General features: G+C 60.3%; 17 protein-coding genes. 5 read left to right on the top strand and 12 right to left on the bottom strand.

The genetic code is table 11. The features are described from left to right. Positions 1–108 precede the first annotated feature (108 nt). Positions 109–1,062 (top strand): endonuclease domain-containing protein, encoded by a 954-nt coding sequence (locus FYJ31_RS06895; RefSeq protein WP_143724457.1) that lies wholly within the window; start codon positions 109–111, stop codon positions 1,060–1,062. Positions 1,063–1,538: 476 nt separating this feature from the next. Here FYJ31_RS06895 and aspS read toward each other — a convergent pair whose 3' ends face one another. Next, positions 1,539–3,338: an aspartate--tRNA ligase gene (gene aspS / locus FYJ31_RS06890; protein WP_065472200.1), complete on the bottom strand. Its 1,800-nt coding sequence runs from the start codon at positions 3,336–3,338 to the stop codon at positions 1,539–1,541. Positions 3,339–3,373: 35 nt separating this feature from the next. Continuing rightward, positions 3,374–4,774 carry a histidine--tRNA ligase gene (gene hisS / locus FYJ31_RS06885; protein ID WP_326831192.1) on the bottom strand — a complete coding sequence of 467 codons (1,401 nt, stop codon included), beginning with the start codon at positions 4,772–4,774 and terminating at the stop codon, positions 3,374–3,376. A gap of 99 nt (positions 4,775–4,873) precedes the next feature. Between hisS and FYJ31_RS06880 the strand changes: the two genes are divergently transcribed. Then, complete coding sequence (locus FYJ31_RS06880; RefSeq protein WP_013141108.1) at positions 4,874–6,334, top strand: DUF349 domain-containing protein; 1,461 nt, start codon at positions 4,874–4,876, stop codon at positions 6,332–6,334. Between the two features lie 219 nt (positions 6,335–6,553). Here FYJ31_RS06880 and FYJ31_RS06875 read toward each other — a convergent pair whose 3' ends face one another. Further along, positions 6,554–8,314, bottom strand: coding sequence for a 5'-nucleotidase C-terminal domain-containing protein (locus FYJ31_RS06875; protein ID WP_154536343.1), 1,761 nt, complete (start codon positions 8,312–8,314; stop codon positions 6,554–6,556). A 352-nt stretch (positions 8,315–8,666) separates the two neighbouring features. Next, positions 8,667–11,252 (bottom strand): ATP-dependent Clp protease ATP-binding subunit, encoded by a 2,586-nt coding sequence (locus FYJ31_RS06865; protein ID WP_154536342.1) that lies wholly within the window; start codon positions 11,250–11,252, stop codon positions 8,667–8,669. A gap of 149 nt (positions 11,253–11,401) precedes the next feature. Between FYJ31_RS06865 and FYJ31_RS06860 the strand changes: the two genes are divergently transcribed. After that, a complete protein-coding gene (locus FYJ31_RS06860; protein ID WP_012577092.1) occupies positions 11,402–12,367 on the top strand; it encodes a universal stress protein in 966 nt (321 codons plus the stop codon). A gap of 174 nt (positions 12,368–12,541) precedes the next feature. Here the strand turns inward: FYJ31_RS06860 and FYJ31_RS06855 are convergent, their stop codons facing one another. The 5 genes from FYJ31_RS06855 to FYJ31_RS06835 form a co-directional block, all read right to left on the bottom strand. Then, entirely contained in the window at positions 12,542–13,720 is a 1,179-nt protein-coding gene (locus tag FYJ31_RS06855; RefSeq protein WP_154536341.1) for a DUF3027 domain-containing protein, read from the bottom strand. Between the two features lie 8 nt (positions 13,721–13,728). After that, complete coding sequence (locus FYJ31_RS06850; protein WP_007058573.1) at positions 13,729–14,118, bottom strand: cold-shock protein; 390 nt, start codon at positions 14,116–14,118, stop codon at positions 13,729–13,731. Positions 14,119–14,187: 69 nt separating this feature from the next. Then, positions 14,188–16,179 carry a HAMP domain-containing sensor histidine kinase gene (locus tag FYJ31_RS06845; RefSeq protein WP_195839465.1) on the bottom strand — a complete coding sequence of 664 codons (1,992 nt, stop codon included), beginning with the start codon at positions 16,177–16,179 and terminating at the stop codon, positions 14,188–14,190. A gap of 29 nt (positions 16,180–16,208) precedes the next feature. After that, the gene (locus FYJ31_RS06840) at positions 16,209–16,940 is read right to left on the bottom strand and encodes a response regulator transcription factor (protein WP_012577089.1); all 732 of its coding nucleotides are present in this window, start codon (positions 16,938–16,940) and stop codon (positions 16,209–16,211) included. After that, positions 16,933–17,598, bottom strand: coding sequence for a TPM domain-containing protein (locus FYJ31_RS06835; RefSeq protein ID WP_014484680.1), 666 nt, complete (start codon positions 17,596–17,598; stop codon positions 16,933–16,935). Before FYJ31_RS06835 ends, FYJ31_RS06840 begins: the two co-directional genes overlap by 8 nt. Before the next feature lie 215 nt (positions 17,599–17,813). Between FYJ31_RS06835 and FYJ31_RS06830 the strand changes: the two genes are divergently transcribed. Then, complete coding sequence (locus tag FYJ31_RS06830) at positions 17,814–18,104, top strand: WXG100 family type VII secretion target (RefSeq protein ID WP_007053189.1); 291 nt, start codon at positions 17,814–17,816, stop codon at positions 18,102–18,104. 188 nt (positions 18,105–18,292) lie between these two features. On the opposite strand, the gene groL is transcribed toward FYJ31_RS06830, so the two are convergent. From groL to FYJ31_RS06815, 3 genes are all read right to left on the bottom strand, one after another. Then, positions 18,293–19,918, bottom strand: a complete 1,626-nt coding sequence (groL, locus tag FYJ31_RS06825; protein WP_012577087.1) for a chaperonin GroEL — start codon at positions 19,916–19,918, stop codon at positions 18,293–18,295. 237 nt (positions 19,919–20,155) lie between these two features. Next, positions 20,156–20,395 carry a cold-shock protein gene (locus FYJ31_RS06820; protein WP_007053186.1) on the bottom strand — a complete coding sequence of 80 codons (240 nt, stop codon included), beginning with the start codon at positions 20,393–20,395 and terminating at the stop codon, positions 20,156–20,158. A 229-nt stretch (positions 20,396–20,624) separates the two neighbouring features. Next, a complete protein-coding gene (locus tag FYJ31_RS06815) occupies positions 20,625–21,308 on the bottom strand; it encodes a LytR C-terminal domain-containing protein (protein ID WP_065474050.1) in 684 nt (227 codons plus the stop codon). A gap of 115 nt (positions 21,309–21,423) precedes the next feature. Between FYJ31_RS06815 and FYJ31_RS06810 the strand changes: the two genes are divergently transcribed. Next, on the top strand, positions 21,424–22,113 hold the full coding sequence (locus tag FYJ31_RS06810) for a uracil-DNA glycosylase (RefSeq protein ID WP_154536340.1): 690 nt from the start codon (positions 21,424–21,426) through the stop codon (positions 22,111–22,113).

Below are 22,113 nucleotides of genomic sequence, written 5' to 3'. Positions count from 1 at the left end.
CGGACGCAGCGCACGATATGCCGGTGGATAACCGGTTCGCGCCGCTTAAGTTATCCCCATTTTCCAGTTTTGCCCCTGTGCCACCGTGGAATGCGCTACGCTCGGCGCATGAACGGATACAGCGAAGCGCCGCACAATGGCGAAATCAACAACTATCTGCGCAAAGATCTTGACGCCAAAGCCACGGCCAAGAACACGGCCTGTTGGAATCTGCTGGGCAAAGTGCGCACGAAACGCACGTTGTGTTTCTCACTGTATACCGCATTGGAATTATGCGGCGTGGAGTTGCCGAGGCACAGCACGTTGCCACAGAAGGACTTTTATGTGACGGTGAGGAGCAAAGGGACCCGCTCTTCATTGGACAATGTCGACTATCGCATATGGAATGCAAAGTTCAACAGTATCGCTTTCTCAAACGGCGTAATCTGCATGCATCCCATGGATGCGTGGATACAGTTTGCCCAATATCTCAACCTCACTGAATTAGTGGTGCTGGCTGAAGCGCTCATCAGACGTTATGGATATGCCATTGAACAATTCACTCAACGACTAACAGCCTTTCACCGCGTTATTGGCCGTGCGCGTTGTGAGGCGGCGCTGAAGCTCGTAAAACCATCGGATTCCGTTCAGGAAACTCGTACACGCTTGGCGCTTATGCTTTTCGGCCTGCCCATACCGCAAACACAATACGGCATTACCGATTCAGAGAACGGATACACCTATACCGTTGACATGGCTTATCCACAATACAAAGTCGCTATTGAATATGATGGCGATCATCACCGTCGCTTCCGCAAACAATATGTGCGGGACCAGCAAAAACGTCGACGTCTGCGGCAATTGGGCTGGACCGTCATCGAGGTGTTCGCCGATGACCTGTGGAACACCGCCAAACAACGTGCCTTCGCACAAGAGGTTGCCACCGCGATGCAAATACCGCTTCCTGGCCGTCCTCAACCTTCATGCCGGGTATTAATAGACGGCAGCCTTACCATCAATGCGCGCAAAGGGGAATACAGGAGGCGGAAACAAGCAAAACACAACAAAGCATCACAGCATTAATCAAATACGGAGTTGCGATCGCTCCTCATGGGGCGGCAATTCCCTCATGGGGCGGCAATTTGCTCATGGGGCGGTTTGAAGAAATTGTAAAACCGCGGAATTAAGCCATTTTGACCTACCGCCCCATGGGGTTTTCACCGCCCCATGGGTTGTTTACCGCCCCATGAGGAAGTTACCGCCCCATGGAAGGATAATCGGCAAACGCCAAGGAGGACACCGCATGGTGCGAGGTTTGCCGCATGGCGGAGGTGCCATCGGGCGGAGTATCTGGCACACCTTAGCAGGTATTTGGCACATTGGGCCCCACCCGCAAAAAGCAAATGGCCCTTGGAATAATTCCAAGGGCCATTTGCGGCTAATAGCACCGGAGCATTACTCCTCGAAAATTAATCTACGCGTGCGTATACCGCCGTTCGAAGCCGAAGGCGCACTAAGGTGCGTCGAGTGCTGAGGAAAGGCGGCATACGCTCCGTAGATTAGTTTTCGTCGGCGTCCGGGTCGTAGTCGACGCCGGTCTCGGCGCGCTGCTCGTCGGAGATCGGGGCCGGAGCACCGGTCAGCGGGTCGCGGCCGCCGCCGGCCTTCGGGAAGGCGATGACGTCGCGGATGGAGTCGGCACCGGCCAGGATGGACACGGTGCGGTCCCAACCAAGGGCCAGACCCGCGTGAGGCGGAGCGCCATACTTGAATGCCTCAAGCAGGAAGCCGAACTTCTCGTCGGCCTCTTCCTTGGTGATGCCCAGCACATCGAGCACACGGGCTTGGATGTCGTCGCGGTGGATACGTACGGAACCGCCGCCCATCTCCTCACCGTTGCAGACGATGTCGTAGGAATCGGACATGGCGTGCTCGGGGTCCTTGTCGAACTTGTCGATCCAATCCTTGGAGGGCATGGTGAACGGGTGGTGCATGGAGGTCCACTTGGAGTGTCCGACGGCCACATCGTCATCATCCGGATCGTCGGTGGGCTTGAACAGCGGGAAGTCCACGACCCAAGTGAAAGCGAACTTCTTCGGATCCAGCAGGCCTTCACGGGAGGCGAGCTCCACACGCACGGCACCCAGCAACAGCTGGGCAGACTCGCGAGAACCGGCGGCGAAGAACACGGCGTCGCCTTCCTCGGCACCAACGGCCTCGCGCAGGCCGTTGCGCTCCTCATCGGACAGGTTCTTGGCGACGGGGCCCTTGAGCTCGCCGTTTTCGCCGAAGACCACGTAGGCAAGGCCCTTGGCTCCACGCTGACGAGCCCAATCCTGCCAAGCGTCGAACTGACGACGCGGCGTGGCGGCACCGCCCTTGAAGACCACGGCACCCACGTACGGGGCCTGGAACACGCGGAACGGCGTGTTCTTGAAGTACTCGGTCAGCTCCACCAACGGGTTGCCGAAGCGCAGGTCTGGCTTGTCGGAGCCGTACTTGTCCATCGCATCCTTCCAGGTGATGCGCGGTAGCGGCAGCTGGACCTCATAGCCGGCGGACTTCCAGATGGCGGCGATGACCTTCTCAGTCATGGCCATCACATCTTCCTGGTCCACGTAGGCCATCTCCATATCGAGCTGAGTGAACTCGGGCTGACGGTCGGCGCGGAAGTCCTCATCACGGTAGCAGCGGGCGAGCTGGTAGTAACGCTCGACACCGGAGACCATGAGCAGCTGCTTGAGGAGCTGCGGGGACTGCGGCAGGGCGTACCAGGAACCGGGCACCAGACGGGCCGGCACCACGAAGTCGCGGGCGCCTTCCGGGGTGGACTTAATGAAGGTCGGGGTCTCGACCTCGGTGAAGTCCATGTCTTCCAGCGCGTGGCGGGCGGCCTTAGCCATGTCGGAACGCAGCTTCAGATTGTGCTGCATGGACGGGCGGCGTAGGTCGAGGTAACGGTACTTCAGACGCACGTCCTCGCCAGGCAGCTTGTTCTCGGACTCATTCTCGAGGGCGGTGGAGACCTGGAACGGCAGGGCGTCGGCCTTGGCGAGGATCTCAATGGTCTCGGCCACGACTTCGATCTTGCCGGTGGCCAGGTGGGTGTTCTCGTTGCCGTCCGGGCGCAGGCGCACCTCGCCGGTAATCTGAATCACGAACTCGCTGCGCAGCGGGCGGGCCATATCCTCGTCGTAAATGACGACCTGCACGAGGCCGGTCGAATCACGAAGGTCGATGAAGGCCACGCCACCGTGATCGCGGCGACGGTCAACCCAACCGGCGAGGGTGACCTTCTGGCCGACCAGGGCCTCGGTCACTTCGGTGGCATGATGTGTTCTGTAAGCCGTCTGGCTCATTATCTTGTTTCTCCTCGATTTTTCGCGCGAATACGTCAGATTTCGACGGTTTGCTGGGCAACCACAGTATCCGGCTCCCACGACGTGCAATCGGCGGCAACCTGCTCGCCCGTGACGATGTTCTTGACCTCGTCGCCAGCGGGCTCTGCGCCTTCCGCACCTTCGGCAGCGGTGGACGGGAACCACACGTACGGAATGCCGAGTTTGTCTGCGTACTTGATCTGCTTGCCGAGCTTGGCCGCGGTGGGCGCCACGTCAGTAGCGATGCCGCGCGCACGCAGTTGGTTCGCAATACGATTGGCGGCCGGGCGGTCCTCTTCATTCCACACAGCGACCAGCACGGCGGCCGGGCTGACACGGTTGGCGTGAGCGCCGGCGGTGTGCAGCATGTAGCTGACCAGTCGGCTCAGGCCGATGGACAGGCCCACGCCCGGGTACTTGCGGTTGCCCTGGGAGGCGAGATTGTCGTAACGGCCACCGGAGCAGATGGAGCCGAGTGATGCGGCACCGTCGAGGAAGGTCTCGTAGACGGAACCGGTGTAGTAGTCGAGACCGCGGGCGATCTTCAGGTCGGCGATGACGGAACCGGGGCGGATGACGGCGGCTTCGTCGACGATCATGGCCAGGGTATCGAGTCCCTGACGAGCCAGCGTGTAGGCCTCGGAATCCTTGACGATGCCGTGAGCCTCGCACAGCGCATCGAACTTGGCGGCAAGCTCGGCACCGTCGGAGGCGTTGAGCTCGGCCAATTCGAGGCAGGCGCGTGCCTGTGCTTCGGTGGCGCCGCAGGTCTCGGTGAGCAATCGGGCCACCTCACCGGCACCGATTTTGTCGAGCTTGTCGATCTCGCGCAGCACGCCCTCGACATCCGTCAGACCAAGGCCGCGGTAGAAGCCTTCAGACAGCTTGCGGTTATTGGCGTGCACGGTGGCCTTGGGGAGGCCATACGCGCGCAGCTCTTCCAGCGCGGAGACCATGACCAGTGGCAGTTCCACTTCATAGTGGTCGGGCAGGTCGCCGGCGCCGATCACGTCGATGTCGGCCTGCACGAACTCGCGGAAGCGGCCTTCCTGCGGACGCTCGCCACGCCACACCTTCTGAATCTGCCAGCGCTTGAACGGGAACGCCAACGCACCCGAGTGCTCGACCACATACCGGCTCAGCGGCACGGTCAGATCGAAATGCAGGCCCAAACGCTCTTCAATCGGAGTGTCGGATTCATGACCGACCTCCTGCAAACGGCTCAGCAGGTAAATCTCCTTGCTGGTCTCGCCCTTTTTCAGCAAAGAAGCGCCGGTTTCTACCGCTCGCGTCTCAATGCCGATGAAGCCGTTGAGCTCAAAAACCTTACGAAGCGTATCGATAACACGCTGCTCCACAACACGTTCGGAGGGGAGCCACTCCGGGAATCCTGATATTGATGCACCTTTAGCCACGAAATCAATATAATAGGTGAGGGTTGCGTCAAAACTTCCTGGTTCGCCCGGGATGGGAGACGCTCCCGCTTATGCATTCTACGCTTTAAGGAGCTGGCCATGGCCGACGAAACTGTCACCGAACCCGTAAACACCGCTGCGCCCGAAGAGCAGGCAACGACACCCGCACCCGAGGCCAGCGCGGCCACGCCGGCGCCGACTCCGTCCCCCGCTTCCATGCCGAAACCGCACGCGCCCTCCCCCGCCGCCTTCGCCAAGAAGACTCCCACGGTCAAGCAGCATGCCGCCGCCCCCGCGGCCGCCCCCGCCGCCTATTCCGAGGCCGACGTCAAAGCCGCCGAAGCTTTCGGCCGGGTCGATGACAACGGTGCCGTCTTCGTCAAGGACGGCGACGGCGAACGTGAGGTCGGACAGTTCCCGGACGCCTCCAAGGAGGAGGCGCTGGCACTGTACGCCCGTCGCTTCCTGGATCTCAAGGCCAAGCTCGATCTGCTGGCCGCGCGCCTGACCTCCCCCAACATCAAGACCCGTGAAATCGACGAGTCCGTGAAGCTGCTGGGCGAAGAAACCGCCGAACCGGCGGTGGTCGGCGACCTCGCGGCCCTCAAGGCCCGTTACGTGGAACTGAAGGCCGCCGGCGAGGCCAAGAAGGCCGAGATCGCCGAAGCGCGCAAGGCCGCTCAGGCCAAGGCCGTCGCCGAGCGCACCACCATCGTCGAGAAGGCCGAAGCTCTGGCGGCCTCCCTGGGCGACAACACCAACTGGCGCTCCACCGCCGACAAGTTCCGCAACCTGTTCGACGAGTGGCAGAACCACCAGCGCACCACCGTGCGCATCGACAAGCCGGAGGCCGAGGCGCTGTGGAAGCGCTTCTCCGCCGCCCGCACCACCTTCAACCAGGCTCGCCGCAAGTGGGCTCAGGCTCGCGACAACGAGCGTACAGCCGCCAAGGAAGCCAAGGAAGCGATTATCGCCGAGGCCAACGAGCTCAAGGATTCCACCGCTTGGGGTGAAACTTCCCGCAAGTTCAACGATCTGATGGACCGTTGGAAGAAGGCCGGCCGCGCTGGCCGTAACGAGGACGACGAGCTGTGGGCCAAGTTCCGTGAAGCCGCCGACACCTTCTTCAACGCTCGTCAGGCCGATCGCGATCAGATCAACTCCTCCGAGAAGGAAAATCTGGCTGCCAAGGAGGCTCTGCTGGTCAAGGCCGAGGCTCTGGTGCCGGTGAAGACCGACGCCGAGGCCAAGAAGGCCCGCCAGGAGCTGGCCAAGATTCAGGAAGAGTGGGATCAGATCGGTTACGTGCCGCGTGACGATATGCGCCGCATCGAGAACCGTCTCGACGCCGTTGACAAGCAGATCAAGGCCATCGAGGATGCCGCTTGGAAGCAGACCGATCCGGAGGCCGACGCCCGCAAGTCCAGCTTCGAGGAGCAGCTCAACGCCCAGCTCGCCGAGCTCGACGCCAAGATCGCGGCCGAGTCCGACCCGAAGAAGAAGGCCAAGCTCGAAGCCGAGAAGGCCACCAAGGAGCAGTGGCTGAACGCCATCAAGTAAGGATCTCGTGCCAGGTTCCCCTCTAAGGGAAGCTGGCAGCAAAGCTGGCTGAGGGGAGTTTACGGTTATACCGTAAACTCCCCTCAGTCGCCTACGGCGACAGCTCCCCTCAGCGAGGGGAGCTTCGTCATATTTATGCCGTTTTCTCCTGCCCTATACTCATAGCTTCAACCCATAGTTCCTTAGCCACCCAGTAATTGGTGTCTTACGCCTGAGTTCCTACCGGTGCTGCACCAACTGCCTGAGCCCTTGATGTGCGGCCAGATATTCATGCAACGGCTGACTGTATGGCATATTCAGCTCGCCGTAATTGGTTCCGGCACGGAAGGCGAGGTAACTGTCGCCGCCCTGAAGCAGATATGAATTGGACGCGATAATCACCAAGTCATCGTCCGCAATCGGTCGGCCGTCAACGGTGAGGTTCACGATACGAACCGCCGCATGTTCGTCGGCAGCACACTCGTCAGCGGCGGCATCAGTATCAGCGGCGGCATCGGCATTGCCGCTCCCACCGGTCGTGCCGCATTCGGCATACCGATACGTCACGTTCGAGGAGATGCCGAGCCAGCGCCGCTCCAGTCGCCCATCGTCACGGTGGAATTGCTCGGCGAGCACTCTCTTCACATCGCGCCCGGTGAGCGTCTCATGCGCGGCCTTGAACTGCAAGGCCATGAGACTATCCACCTCGCGCACAGTGACTTTGCCATCGCCATTCATGTCAAGCCGTGGAGTCCGCAGACTGCCATTATTCGAAAATCCGATTACCGGCAAACGATTTCCGGCATACACATGCTTCATGATTGACTCGCGGTTCGCGTCCGCCACCAGCACACCGACCGTATTCCCGTGCTTATCCGAACCTTGTTTGTCGAAATTCACGCCGGAGGCCAAGGTGCCAATCACCGCGTTGCCGGCCTGATTCGAATATGTTGCCGCCGCCTGGTAAATATGCTGAGCGCGCGATACCTCATCGTTCGCCTCAGCACCGGCAGACATCCAAGCGGCTTGCGCCGGATGCGCATTAAGCCCTTCCACGCCCAGCACGCCGTCAACCGCCGTATGGCTGGTGCCATTGCCGAGGTCAACGTCGGCCACTCGCACCGTGGCGCGACGCCCGGCACCGGTGATGATCAAATCCTGCACGGCCATGTTCCGCCCAAAGCTGCCCGCCTCGTAAATAGGCGCGCCACCAGCGGTCGTACCACGCTTGATCGCATGACTGTGGCCGGTGTATACCACATCAACATCTCGCCCAATATCGGCGGCGGCTGAGGCATCGGCGTGCAGCAAGGCCACCACCGCATCCACCTTTCCGGAGCGCTTGAGTTCACGGGCCACGCGATTGATCGCGTCCACCGCCCGCTCGTCAAGATCGGCATCACGCGTAATCTGCGGAGTGGCTACCGAGCCGAGCGCATCAGTAAGGGCACCCACGAAACCGATCCGCTTGCCGTTCACCGTTCGAATCGTAGAGTCACGTACATGGCTCAGCAGCCCGTCAGACGACTTATTGGCGGCAGACGTGTTGGCGCACAGCCAGTCGATGCCGTTGCTGGGATCAGCGATACGATTGTTGAAATCAGACACACCGCGGTCGAACTCATGGTTGCCTACCGTCGAAATCGTCAATCCCCACGCTTTGGCCATGTCCAGCGTGGGTTGGTCCTTCTCCACCGCCGACTCATACGGGGAGCCTCCCACCAAATCGCCGGTCGATACCGAAATCATATTGCCGGGATTATGGCTGTCGGCCACGGTGAAGGCGGTGGCGTTGTCCGCACCACGTTCGATATGCCCGTGAAAATCAGTGATGTCGGCGATGGTCACCGTACGGGTGCCGGAAGATGGATTATCGCCGGAAAAAGGAACGGCTCCCGTGGTTCCCGCACAAGCATAAGGAACCACCAGAGCCGTAAGGATAAGCGCTACTGCACCAAAAGCGATCCCCGATCGCTTGCCGGCCCACCGCCGGTTCTTCATATTCCTGCTCACACCAGTCACGCTAGGATCGTCGATTGAACGGCCATGCCTAGGAAGGCGACTCTCATGTGAATTCTTAGCGGCGTCTTGGGATGGGAAAGGCCTGACCCCGTACTATCAGGGTCAGGCCTTTGCAACCCGAGTCACTACGAATGCGTCGGCAAGGGGAGATTACTCGCCAAATTCCTCGGCGCAGATCTCAGCTACCGCATCCACGCACGCCTCGGCAATCAGACGGCCGCACGCTGTTTACCCGCGAGGAGACCATCGACACCGGACTCGCCCTGCTGCAATAATCCGACACAAACAGCAGCTCCCCTTGACAGGGGAGCTCCGCAACTACTTATATGCGCTACTCCTGCGCAGCGTCGCCAGAATCGTCAGCGTGCACGGGTGCGGCTTCGGACGAAGTTTCGGCATCGTTGGCGGCACCGGCTTCGGCGGGCTTATCGGCGACGGCCGGCTCCTTGAACTTCTCACCCTTGAAGGTGAATTCGCCAAGGATACCCTCGCCTTCCGCATCCACCATCACGCGCTGACCGTCCTCGAGATCTCCCATCAGGATCTTCTCGGAGATGGCGTCCTCAATGTCACGCTGAATCACGCGGCGCAGCGGACGGGCACCGAGCAGCGGGTCGAAGCCCTTCTGCGCGAGCAGGTCCTTGGCGGCGTCGGTGAGTTCGAGCGACATATGACGGTCGAACAGGCGGTCGTTGAGCTGCTTGACATCCAGATCCACGATCTGGCGCACCTGCGGCTCGGTGAGCTGCTTGAAGACGATGATGTCGTCCAGACGGTTCAGGAACTCCGGGCGGAACTGCTGCTTCAATTCGGAGCTGACCTGGTCCTTCATGCGCTGGTAGCTGGACTCGTTGTTGGCACCCAGGTTGAAGCCCGTGTTGGCGGCCTTGGCGATGTCTCGCGTACCGAGGTTGGTGGTCAGGATGATGATGGTGTTCTTGAAGTCCACCTTGCGGCCCTGACCGTCGGTCAGGTGGCCGTCATCGAGCACCTGCAGCAGCGTGTTGAAGATGTCCGGATGAGCTTTTTCGATCTCGTCGAACAGCACCACGGAGAACGGCTTGCGGCGCACCTTTTCGGTGAGCTCGCCGCCCTCCTCGTAGCCGACGTATCCCGGAGGCGCGCCGAAGAGCCGCGAAGCCGCGTACTTCTCGGAGAACTCGGACATATCCACGCGAATCAGCGCGTCCTCATCGTCGAACAGGAATTCGGCGAGCGTCTTGGCCAGCTCGGTCTTGCCGACGCCGGTGGGGCCGGCGAAGATGAACGAGCCGGACGGGCGCTTCGGGTCCTTCAATCCCACGCGGGTGCGTCGGATGGAGCGTGACAAAGCGGAAACCGCTTCATCCTGGCCGATGATGCGTTTGTGCAGCTCCGTCTCCATGCTGAGCAGTTTCTTGGACTCGGCCTGGGTCAGCTTGAACACCGGGATACCGGTGGTGGAGCTGATGACCTCGGCGATCACGTCCTCGTCCACGACCATCTTGACGTCGGACTCGCCTTCGCGCCAGGAATCTTCCTTCTGCTTGCGATCGGCTTCCAGCTTCTCCTGCTTGTCGCGCAGTTCGGCGGCCTTCTCGAAATCCTGCCCTTTGATGGCCTCGTCCTTGTCGGCGGCGATCTTGGCGATCTTCTCGTCAAGCTCTTTGAGCTCAGGCGGGGCGGTCAGGCGCTTGATGCGCAGGCGTGCACCGGCCTCATCGATCAGGTCGATGGCCTTGTCAGGCAGGTTACGGTCCTGGATGTACCGGCTGGACAGCTCTGCGGCGGACTGCAGCGCGCCATCGGTGATGGTCACGTGGTGGTGGTTCTCGTAACGGGAACGCAGGCCCTTCAGGATCTCGATGGTCTCGGCGATGGTCGGCTCGTGCACCTGAATCGGCTGGAAACGGCGTTCCAGAGCCGCGTCCTTCTCGATGTACTTGCGGTACTCGTCGGTGGTAGTGGCACCGATGGTCTGGAGCTCGCCACGGGCCAGCATCGGCTTCAACATGTCGGAGGCGCCCAGCGCGCCGTCGGCCGAGCCGGCGCCCACGATGGTGTGAATCTCGTCGATGAACAGCACGATGTCGCCGCGGGTCTTGATTTCCTTCAGCACCTTCTTCAGGCGCTCCTCGAAATCACCACGGTAGCGGGAGCCGGCCACCATGGAACCGAGGTCCAGCGAGTAGACCTGCTTGCCCTTCAGGGTTTCCGGCACGTCGCCGGCTTGGATTTTCTGGGCCAAGCCTTCGACCACGGCGGTCTTGCCCACTCCCGGTTCGCCGATCAGCACCGGATTATTCTTGGTGCGTCGGGAAAGCACGACCATGACGCGTTCGATCTCGTTGGTGCGGCCGATGACCGGGTCCAGCTTGCCTTCGGCGGCTTCGGCGGTCAGGTTGCGTCCGAACTGGTCGAGGATGGCGGAACCGGATTTGTTCTGCTTGTCCGCCACGCCGCCGGCGTTGGCCAGTTCGCCCTTGCCGTCGCCAGTGCCGGAGTTGCCGCGGATCATATCGATGGTCGCGCTGCGCAATTCGCCCAGATCGACGTCCATCTTGATGAGCACCTGGGTGCCCACGCCCTCACCTTCGCGGATCAATCCGAGCAGGATGTGCTCGGTGCCGATGTAGCTGTGGCCCAGCTGCAGGGCTTCACGCAGCGAAAACTCCAGCACCTGCTTGGCGTGCGGGGTAAAGGGGATGTGCCCGTTCGGCGCCGCGTTGCCCTTGCCGATCATCTCTTCGACCTGCTTGCGGGTGGCATCCAGCTCCACGCCCTTCGAGGCGAGCGCCTTGGCGGCCACGCCCTCACCTTCGCGGATCAGGCCGAGCAGCAGGTGTTCGGTGCCAATGTAGTTGTGCTGAAGGGCCCTCGCCTCTTCCTGCGCCAACACGATCACGCGCCGTGCACGGTCGGTAAACCGTTCGAACATGCTTGTCCTTCCTCAATTGACATTCCGTCTTACTCTACCGATTCACGATGACGTTTATTCATCGGATTCCATGAATTGCGCCGTAAGAGGATAAGAAAACGATATGCTGGTTCTAGATTCACCCGTAGTCGATTACAAGGAGGCTCGAAATGAGTGAAGCGACAACCAAGCCCGACATCGTTGTCGGCGTGGATGGTTCCGATGAATCCTTTGCCGCGCTGAAGTGGGCGCTTGAGGAGGCTTCGTTAACCGGTCAGAGCGTCAACGCCGTGTTTGGCTGGACGCATTCCTGGGATATGGGGTCCGAACCGGACAGCGACGAGGCCTGGGCCAAGGTCCGCCACGATATCGCCAACGAGCTGCGTGTGTGGGTCGACAAGGCCGCTGCAGGCATCGACTTCGATCCGGCGAATCTGAAGCTCACCTCGGTGAAGGCCTCCGGCACTTCGGCCCTGCTGCAGATCGGCCATGATGCGCAGCAGATCGTGGTCGGCCGCCGCTCGCTGAGCCGTGTGGCCCGCTGGTTCATGGGGTCCCTGTCCGCTTCGCTGGCCGAGGCCGCCGAAGTGCCGGTGACCGTGGTGCGCATCGCCGGCAGCGAGGATGAGACCGTGACCGATGCCATCGCCAATGCCCTGACGCCAGGAGACCAGCCGGTCCACTACACGCAGCCACAGCCCGTGGTCGAGGTGGCTCGCCGCCCGGTGGTGGTTGGTGTGGATGGTTCCGAGACTTCCCGCCGCGCGTTCGACTTCGCGCTGGAAGAGGCACGACTGCACGACACGCCGCTGCATGTGATGTTCTGCTGGCAGCTCAAGGATTTGGGCGTTATTCCGGGCTATGAGAACGCCGTGGCACCGGTGAAGGTCGGTCAGCGCCGCGCCGAGGAGATTCTCTCTGACCTGATGGCCAAGGCCCGGATTCCCGATGGCGTCAAGGTCAGCGCGAATGCCTTCCATATTCCCGCGTCCAAGGGGCTGATCGCGGCATCGCGGTACGCCAGCCATCTGGTGGTCGGCTCGCGTGGCCTGTCCGGCCTGGACGCGCACTTCCTGGGATCGGTGTCCCGCCAGATCATGAACTTCGCCGAATGCACGGTGACCGTGGTGCACTGATTCACCGAAATCGGCATGGAGTGCTAACGCACGCCTCGGTGATGGGCTTGCAGGGAGGAATTCTTTATTCCTGCAACCCCATCACCATCTACTTTTTAGGAAACATCTTCGCTGAGACCTATAAGTTGATCCGAAAGTACATTCTGCTGTTGGGGAGCAGGATTGGCGTTTATTTTATTCCTCGTCCGCCCTGTTCTGGCGCAGCTGCTCAATGAGATCGATGACGGTTTCGAGTTCAGGAGTCACATCGTCTGAAGGACGAACGTTATCCTCTTCGTCGTCCATCTCATCATCCTCGGCAACGGTGTTGTTGAGGATGTCCTCTTCGGTGGCCTCGTCGTCAGCATCAGACTTGGACTCGTCGCTGGAATCAGCTGCATCAACATCCACAACGGAATCGGATGCGTTCTGTACAACGGACTCATCACCGGCAGACTGGGATTGCGAGGTCCCGTCGCCTGCCGCCTCCTCAGCGGGCTCAGTATCGACGGCGTTCCCGTCAACAGTCTTCTGTGCTTCGATATCATCACCGGCAGGCTCGCCTGTCTTGTCGGTCTCGCCTTCGGCCTCGTCCTGGGCAGCCGGCTCCTGCTTGCGCGGACGGTCGGCCACCACGTCGATATGCAGATCGTCGAAAGCAGGCTTGGACTGCACCCACAGCTGGCTTGGCTCGGGAGGTTCGATTTCGGAATGCTCACCGCAGCCGTGGTCCAAGGAAACCACGCGACCGTCATCCGGACTCCACTTATTGGCGCACACGCCGAACATACGGTCGAGTTCGCCCGCGAGCGGCACGAAGAAACCACAGGTGGAGCACAGGTTGCCTTCGGCGGTTTTGGTGCTCAACGCTTTGGGGCCTCGCGGACCTTCATACCAGCGCTTGGCAGCCTGCGCACGCCCCAACGAGGTCAGCACGTGACGGCGGGTCAGTCGGAAGGCCTCGACGGCATCGTTGACATCCTGCAGCGAGGATTCCTCGACTTCGCCTTCCTCGATGCGCTCGTCATCCGGATCGGTGCCGATCGAATCGGTGGGAGCCAGATCCGTGGGCTCAAGGCGATCCTTCCAAGGAATCCACTTGGGCGGCATCAACGCGCCCTCAGTGGGGATCAAGGAGGATTCGCTGACGGTCCAGGAGTCGATCTCCTCGTCGTGATACAGCGTCACCGACCATTGCCATCCTTCGTAGCCACGGATATTCGCGGCGAAGCGGAAGTCAGTGACATGATCCTCAAGATCATATGAGGTAACGAAATCCCCCACCTGATCGCTCTCGTCGGCCACTTCGAGCAGCACGGCGCGCGCGATGGCGTGAGGGTCCGGTGTCACGATGGTTTCGGTGGTATCAGTCATAGATCAGATCAGTCCTGTACATCGAATTGATCCGCCACCGCACGCAGCAACGTGGCCAGCTTTTTGCTGTCGGCAGCAGATGGGTAACGGTGACGGCGCAACGTATTGCCAGCCGCATCAAGCATCTTGATGAGGTCCTCGCAGATGGCGGCCATGTCATCCGCCTTCGGGCGGGTGGCCTTGACCAAGCTGGGAGCGGAGGCGATCAGGCGAACATCCATGGCCTGCGGCCCACGACGGCCGTCCACCACGGAATACTCCACCTTGGCCCCCTTGCGCAACGTGGTGGCGCCAGTGGGTAGGGCCTGAGCCGGCAGGAACACGTCCTTGCCTTCCTCACTGGTGATGAAGCCATAACCCTTGGCTGCGTCAAACCAACGAACTCGACCGGTGGGCATTGCGAACCTTCCTTAATCCTCAATGGAAATAGTAAACCGAAGGTACAGTTTACCTCACAGGGCTTGACCTCACGCTTTGGGCTGAGTCGCCTGAGTCTTACGCTCAGAGCTGAACCAAGAAGTCTTCTGTTTGGCGTCCTTGGTTTTTCCGGTGGACTGTTTGGGCTCAGGAGCGGCGATCTGCTCAATCGGCAGCACCACGGTGAAGGTCAGGCCTCCCCCATTGGTGCCGGTGGCGCAGATAAAGCCGTGATGTGCTTTGACCACGGATTGCGCGATGGCCATGCCCAAACCGGTACCGCCCTTTTCTCGGGCACGGGACGGGTCCGCGGTGTAGAAGCGTTCGAAAATCTTCGAGCGTGATTCAGGCGGCACGCCGGGGCCATGGTCCACGAAACGCAATACGGCATATCGATAGCCGGTCTGCATCGAGGCACCTACTTCGGCGGCGTCGATGAACCGCCGCATTGACGCGTCGCTGGCGGGCATGCGAGCGAGCTGTCTTGGATCGATGGCGGCCGGCATCACACCGAGCGCGGCCTCGGCAGGCGAATCGGCAGGCGTGTAGCGGTGGATGTTGCCCACGATGTTGGTCACCACCTGGCGCAGCCGAGAGGCGTCGCCGGGCAGTACAACCTCGGGCCAATCGCCTTCGGCAAGGTTGAACTCGGCGGGATGGTTCAAATCGCGCGCCGGTTCGAGGGAAATCTGCATGCGGCGAACGGCACGGTCCGGGTCGAGCGCATGCAAGTCATCGACGGCGTCGGTGACCAGCGACGAGAGTTTCACCGTGCCGGTCACATCGATGCCGCGCCCCTCATCGAGACGGGCCAAAGACAGCAGATCCTCAACAAGAACCGTCATGCGCTGGCTGGACCGTTCGATATGTTCGATGGACTCGTCCGCACGTTCCAAGGCACCAGGCATATCGCGCTGCATCTTATACAGCTCCGCATAGCCATGGATGGCGGCCAACGGGGTGCGCAGCTCATGGCTGGCGTCGGAGACGAACCGTTTCATCTTGTCGGTGGTCTCCTCCTGCTCATGGAAACTGGATTCTATTCGGGCGAGCATGGAGTTCAGCGAGGCGGCCAGGGAGCCGACCTCGGTGTTTTCCGGCGCGGAAGGAATACGCTGGCTCAGGTCGCCGGCGGCAATCTTTGCAGCGGTTTTCTCGATGCGCTTCAGCGGCGTCATCGTGTGCTGGATGATCAGCGTGGACAGGGAGCCGCCGAGCAGCACCACGGCGATGCCGACCACAATGCAGTATCGGGTGAGTGTGTTGACGGTGTCGATCTGGTCGGCCAGTGACAAGCCGATGTACACCACGGCCCGGTCCTTGCCGTTTTGCTGGAAGGTCACCGGCAGAATACGCCATGGTGCCCTCGCCGTGACGATGGCGGCATGGTTGGCATTGACAGTGGGGTTGGCCAGTACCTTGGTGATGGTGTCAGAGGAATTGGAGTTTCCGTTGGCCGGATCGTTCTGGCTGTCCGCACTGTCGGACTGCACCGTGATGATCTGCTTGGCCACTGCCTGCGTAGTGAATGCCTGGCCGAGCGTGATGCCACTGGTATCGCCATAGGTAGGAAGAATCGGCACCGATACGATACCGTCCTGCATCTGCGGCATCAGCGGGGTCACGACCAGAGGATTGCCCTCTTTGTCTTTGGTGCCGTCGGTATATTGAATCTGCAGAAAGTACGAGTTCGGCCCCGATGAGTCATTTCTTGACAGCAGATCGATATTGTTGACCACCAGCTGGCTTTGCGAGCTTAACTGGGTGTCGGTTTTCTGCAGCATGTAGTTGTTCACCAACGCGCGGATGGAGAAGGAAATCACCGACACGCCGATGAGCAGCACGGCGATGGTGCAGGCCACCAGCTTGCTGCTCAACGAGATACGGTCGATATGCCGCATCAGCATGTTTTTCTTACGTTCGTTCCGCTCTTGGAAATGGGCGGCGAATGGCGGCATTGCAGGCATGGGATTCGTGTTCGGGGCGGCGTTCGGCGTGCTGCTCGGCGGTACGCCGCCTGACTGCTTATCGGGGATACTCATGAGATTACGATGCGTTATGGATGGGGCGACTAGTTCTTCGGTTCGCGAATCATATATCCGATGCCGCGCTTGGTTTCAATCAGCGGGGTAACCTTGCGCTTGCCGCCTTCGCCGTCGTCGACCTCGATGCCGTCGACTTTCTTGCGCAGGTAGGAGATGTACGATTCGACGATGGCTGCGTCGCCGCCCCAGTCGTATTGCCAGACATGGTCGAGAATCTGTGCCTTGGACAGTACTCGGCCCTCGTTGTCCATCAGGTAGCGCAGCAGCTTGTATTCGGTAGGGCTCAGGTCAACCGGCTGCCCTGCACGGGTCACGTCGTGGGAGTCCTCGTTGATTTCCAAGTCGGCGACGCGAATAATCGGGTCATCTTCCACCTGTTCGCGGGTACGGCGCAGAATGGCGCGGATGCGAGCCACGACTTCCTCGAGGCTGAACGGCTTGGTGACGTAATCGTCACCGCCGACGGTCAGGCCCATGATCTTGTCTTGGGTGTCGTCACGAGCGGTGAGGAACAGCACAGGGGCGGTAATGCCTTCCTGGCGGATACGGCGGGTGACGGTGAATCCATCGATGTCAGGCAGCATGACGTCCAACACGATGAGATCAGGCTGCACTTTTTCGATAACCTCAATGGCTTCGGAACCGGAAGCGGCGGTGTTTACCTCGAATCCGGCGAAGTGCAGGGAAGCGACCAGCAGTTCTCGGATGGACGGCTCGTCGTCGACAACAACAATCGATGCTTCAATAGGCTTACTCATGCCTTCTAGAGTGTCGTGCTCTTCTGGGCGTTTCCTGAATGTCATCTTGGAGTTCGGCCTTGGAATCCTTCTTGATCTCCTTGCGCCGACGAATCACCACCATGACCACGATGATGATGACCAGCGCCACCAACACCACACCCATGATGATTATGCCTACGGTCACCGTGGACGATGAGGTGGAGGCTTTTTTGGATTTCACGATTTGATCCATCATTGCCGTTGCCGCGCCAGACCAGCTCGGTGGGTTTTCCAGTAACGGCTGCTGTGCGGCTTCGGATAGCTTATCGACGGTTTTGTTATCGAGAAGCCACTTATCGGAGTTCTTGGACACGACGACCACTAGGTTGCCGTCATTCGAGGCCACGGCAAGCATCACTGTGTTCGGCTTGGGATTCATGGACTCCATCACGGTTGCCGCCCAGTCTTCCGGTTTCTGTTGACTATTGAAACTGGAAAGATACAGCAGATGCACGTGTACACCGGTTTCCTTCTCGGTTTTGGCGATGGCATCCGTGACTTTGGCCGCATGGGAGCCCAGGAGATTTTCCGTATCCGTGATGTTCTCGGTGATGGTCACGCCGCTGTCGGTGCTGCTGCTGGAGCTGTCAGAGCTGTCGCCCGAGTTATCCCCATAGGCATTTGCGGTTATCCACATTGCGTTCATCGCTACTGCAGCAAGGGCGCAAATGGCGCAAACAAGCCATTTTCGGACCATATTCCCGAAGGCCGAACAGGACGGCTCCGAAGCTAGGACCACAATAGTTGTTTTTCCGTCTGCCCGATTCGTTGTTGACATATCCTCCACCTTAGCGGCCGGTATTGGCAAGCGGCCGCCATACATACCATTAACCCTCTAGAAAAGGAGCAACGATGCCCCAATATCAGGTAGATTCCGAGCGAATCCAATCATCCTCGGCCGCAGTGGCCACTTCGATCTCGCAAATCAGGCAGGCCGTGGGCGGCATGTACACCAATCTCAATGCCTTGCAGGACGCATGGCGAGGTTCGGCGGCCACCCAGTTCACCGCGGTAGCCGAACAGTGGCGTGCGGCCCAACAGCAGATGGAGGCCTCACTCGAGTCCATCCAACGCTCGCTGACGCAAGCCTCCACCGTGTACGCTGACGCCGAAATCCAAGCTTCGCGCCTGTTTGCCAGCTAGTTTCTTGGCTCTCCCCCGGAGGTGAGCTGGATCGTGAAGCGAGACTGAGGGGAGTATCCCTACACCGTAGCTCCCCACTCAGTCGCACTGCGTTCGACAGCTCCCCTCAAAGAGGGAACCAGAATACAAAAAAGGGGACTCCCGAAGGAATCCCCTTTCAGCTCAATCAGCTAGCGATCGTTTGCGGATCAGTAGCCCATGTCGGCACCGGCGGCCGGGGCAGCAGGCTTCGGCTCCGGCTTGTTGGCAACGACGGCCTCGGTGGTCAGGAACAGACCAGCGATGGAGGCGGCGTTCTGCAGAGCGGAGCGGGTCACCTTGACCGGGTCGGTCACACCGGCGGCCAGCAGGTCTTCGTAGGTGTCGGTGGCGGCGTTGAAGCCTTCGCCATCAGGCAAGGAGCGGACGGTGTTGATGACCACGTCACCGGACACGCCGGCGTTCTCGGCGATCTGCTTGATCGGGGCCTCGATGGCGCGGAACACGATGGCGGCACCGGTAGCCTCTTCGCCGGTCAGGGAGGTGACGGCCTCAGCCTTCTCGGCCTTGGCAGCAGCCTGAACGAGGGCCACGCCACCGCCGGGCAGCAGGCCTTCCTCGATGGCGGCCTTGGCGTTACGCACGGCATCTTCGATGCGGTGCTTGCGCTCCTTGGCCTCAACCTCGGTGGCAGCGCCGACCTTGATGACAGCCACGCCGCCGGCCAGCTTGGCCAGACGCTCCTGCAGCTTCTCACGGTCGTAATCGGAGTCGGTGTTCTCGATCTCAGCGCGGATCTGGGCCACGCGAGCGTCGATGTCTTCCTTGGAGCCAGCGCCCTGAACGATGGTGGTCTCGTCCTTGGAGACGATGACCTTCTTGGCATGGCCGAGCACGGAGGTGTCGACGGACTCGAGCTTCAGGCCCAGTTCGTCGGAGACAACCTGAGCACCGGTCAGGATGGCCATATCCTGCAGCATGGCCTTGCGACGGTCGCCAAAGCCCGGGGCCTTGACGGCGCAGGACTTGAAGGTGCCACGGATGTTGTTCAGGATCAGGGTCGGCAGTGCTTCGCCATCGACGTCCTCAGCGATGATCAGCAGCGGCTTGCCGGTCTTCATGACCAGCTCGGCCACGTGCACGATGTCCTGCTGGGAGGAGACCTTGCCGGAGGTCAGCAGAATGTACGGATCTTCGAGCACTGCGGTCTGGTCGTCAGCGTTGGTGACGAAGTACGGGGCGATGTAGCCCTTGTCGAAACGCATGCCCTCGGTGAAGTCGAGGTCCAGGCCGAAGCGGTTGTTGTCTTCAACGGTCACAACGCCGTCCTGGCCGACCTTGTCCAGAGCCTCAGCGATCTTCTCGCCGACCTCAGGGTCGGCGGCGGAGATGGTGGCGGTAGCGGCGATCTGGTCCTTGGTCTCGACGTCCTTGGCGGCAGCGACGAGTTCCTTGACGATGACCTCGGTGGCCTTCTCGATGCCGCGACGCAGGGCGATCGGGTTGGAGCCGGCGACCACGTTCTTCAGACCCTCGTGAACCAGGGACTGAGCAAGCACGGTCGCAGTGGTGGTGCCGTCACCGGCGACGTCGTCGGTCTTCTTGGCGACTTCCTTGACCAGCTCGGCGCCGATGCGCTCGTACGGGTCTTCAAGGTCGATTTCCTTGGCGATGGACACACCATCGTTGGTGATGGTCGGAGCGCCGTAGGTCTTGTCGAGCACGACGTTGCGGCCCTTCGGGCCCAAGGTGACCTTGACGGTGTTGGCGAGCTTGTCAAGGCCCTCCAGCATGCCCTGACGGGCTTCCTCATCATAAGAGATGATCTTTGCCATGGTTGCGTATTCCTCCAAATGGCTAGGTATACCGGTTATCACTCGCAAGCGTCGAGTCGTGACGACCAGCCGTCAGCTGCCGATTATCACTCTCGACCTCCGAGCGCTAACCCAGACATTAGCACTCGCGACCGCCGAGTGCCAACATCATCGGCGGCGATTGCGCTTTGGGCATGAAAAAGCCCCAACCGTCGAAACGGTCAGGGCCTTCAATGCACATCCTTGCGTGCGTGTTGCTCACTCGGAGCGGGCTTCACCCGAAGACAGCTTGACAACATCCTTTGCCTGCGTGCCTTTGCCGGACGAAGCGGGCGTATACTCCACGCGATCGCCTTCGTACAGCATCTTGAACTTATTGGTGCTGCCGTCGTCCTTGATTTCCGCGTAGTGCACGAAAACGTCCTCGCCGCCGTCGTCCGGCTGGATAAACCCGAACCCCTTCTTGGCAAGGAAGAACTTCACGGTACCTTGTGCCATATCTGGTCTTTCCTTTGTTCCCTTAGGCGTCGCGACACAAAACCTATAGGGAACGTAAAAAGAACCTCATCGCGCTCCCCCTACCTCGCGACTAGATGACGATTGTACAGCGACGAGGGAACAATCCCAACCGCAGCGGCACATTTTCGGTACGAATTATTCCATAGACGCGAGAACGCTCACAGTTTTCGATGTATTTCACGCCGATATAAGGGGCGCATCAACAACGCTAGTTGAGCAACACCACCGTAATGGGAACGGCGAGTCCTTGCACCTGCTCCACAGCCGAAATGCCAAGCGCGGTCGCCACATCCTCGGCGGTGGCCTTATCGGTCTCATTCTGATACCACACCACAGAAGAAGCCGGCAATGTACCGCTCGGATTGGTCGCCTCGACGCTGGTGTAACCGGCGGTCTGCAGCACATCGGCCTGCCGAGCTGCATATCCTTGGATTCCTGTGGCGTTGACCACACGCACCTGCGTGGCCTTATTCACAGTCGCGGTGGCTTCGGACTGCTGAGACTGCTGATTGGAGTTTTGATTCTCATTCGAGGATGTCGTGTCACTGTCGGTATCGGACTTTGCCGAATCCGAAGTCGAGTCCTTGGACGAATCGGCCGAAGTGGACGAGGAATCATCCTTGGTGCTGTTCTTGGTCTCAGCCTTGCTGGACGAATCGGACTTGGACGTGGTCGCCGTCTGGGACGATCCTCCTATTACATTCTTGTATTCCCCGGAAATCCATGCCCAGGCCCCGACACCGCACAGTGCGGCCACCAGAATAACGACGATGAACGGGCAGAGGCGGGCCACCACCGAACGAGCGCCACGGTGGACTCCCACCGGCCCCTTCGGAGGATTGTCGAAGGAATCCGGTTCATAGGATTCGTAGGTCATCGTGTCGCGTGCCATAATCGCCCTTTCTTCCTATCAAAACTACCCATGAGTGTAATCGGCAAACAACTCATCAGTCCACCACACCACGCCCCGTGCACCGGATATGCACGTTTGACTACAGTGGTGAGTCATGATCAAACCATTGAGCGAACTGGTAGAGCCGGGGTGGGCCCATGCCTTGGCCGACGTGGAGCCCACCATCCACCATATGGGCGATTTTCTTCGTGCGGAAAACGCCGCCGGACGCCCGTGGCTGCCGGCAAGCCACAATATTCTGCGCGCGTTCACCATCCCGTTCGATTCCATCAAGGTGCTGATTGTCGGCCAGGACCCCTACCCGACCCCGGGTCACCCGGTGGGCTTGAGCTTCTGCGTGGCGCCGAATGTTCACCCGCTGCCGAAAAGCCTGGTCAATATTTATAAGGAATTGGTTGACGACCTTGGGGCGCCCATGCCCACCAATGGCGATCTGACACCGTGGACGGAACGTGGGGTGATGTTGCTCAACAGATGTCTGACCGTCGGCGTCGGGCGGCCGAATTCGCATCAGGGCAAAGGCTGGGAGGAAGTCACCGAGGCCGCGATTCGTGCGTTGAACGCGCGCACGAACGCCGATGGCAAGCCCAAGCCGCTGGTGGCGATTCTCTGGGGGCGTAATGCGCAAAGCCTCGAGCCATTGCTGACCAATGCCTTCATTATCAAATCGCCTCACCCGAGTCCGCTGTCCGCTTCCCGCGGATTCTTCGGCTCCAAACCATTCTCCAGAGCCAATCAAGCCCTAGTCACCATGGGTGCCGAACCGGTGGATTGGACTCTTTAG

Origin of the sequence: Bifidobacterium sp. WCA-178-WT-4B (genome assembly GCF_009696495.1) — a bacterium.
In the GTDB taxonomy this organism is placed as follows: Bacteria; Actinomycetota; Actinomycetes; order Actinomycetales; family Bifidobacteriaceae; genus Bifidobacterium; species Bifidobacterium infantis.
The sequence above is the reverse complement of the archived record's forward strand: the minus strand, read 5'-3'. Positions and strand labels throughout refer to the sequence as shown.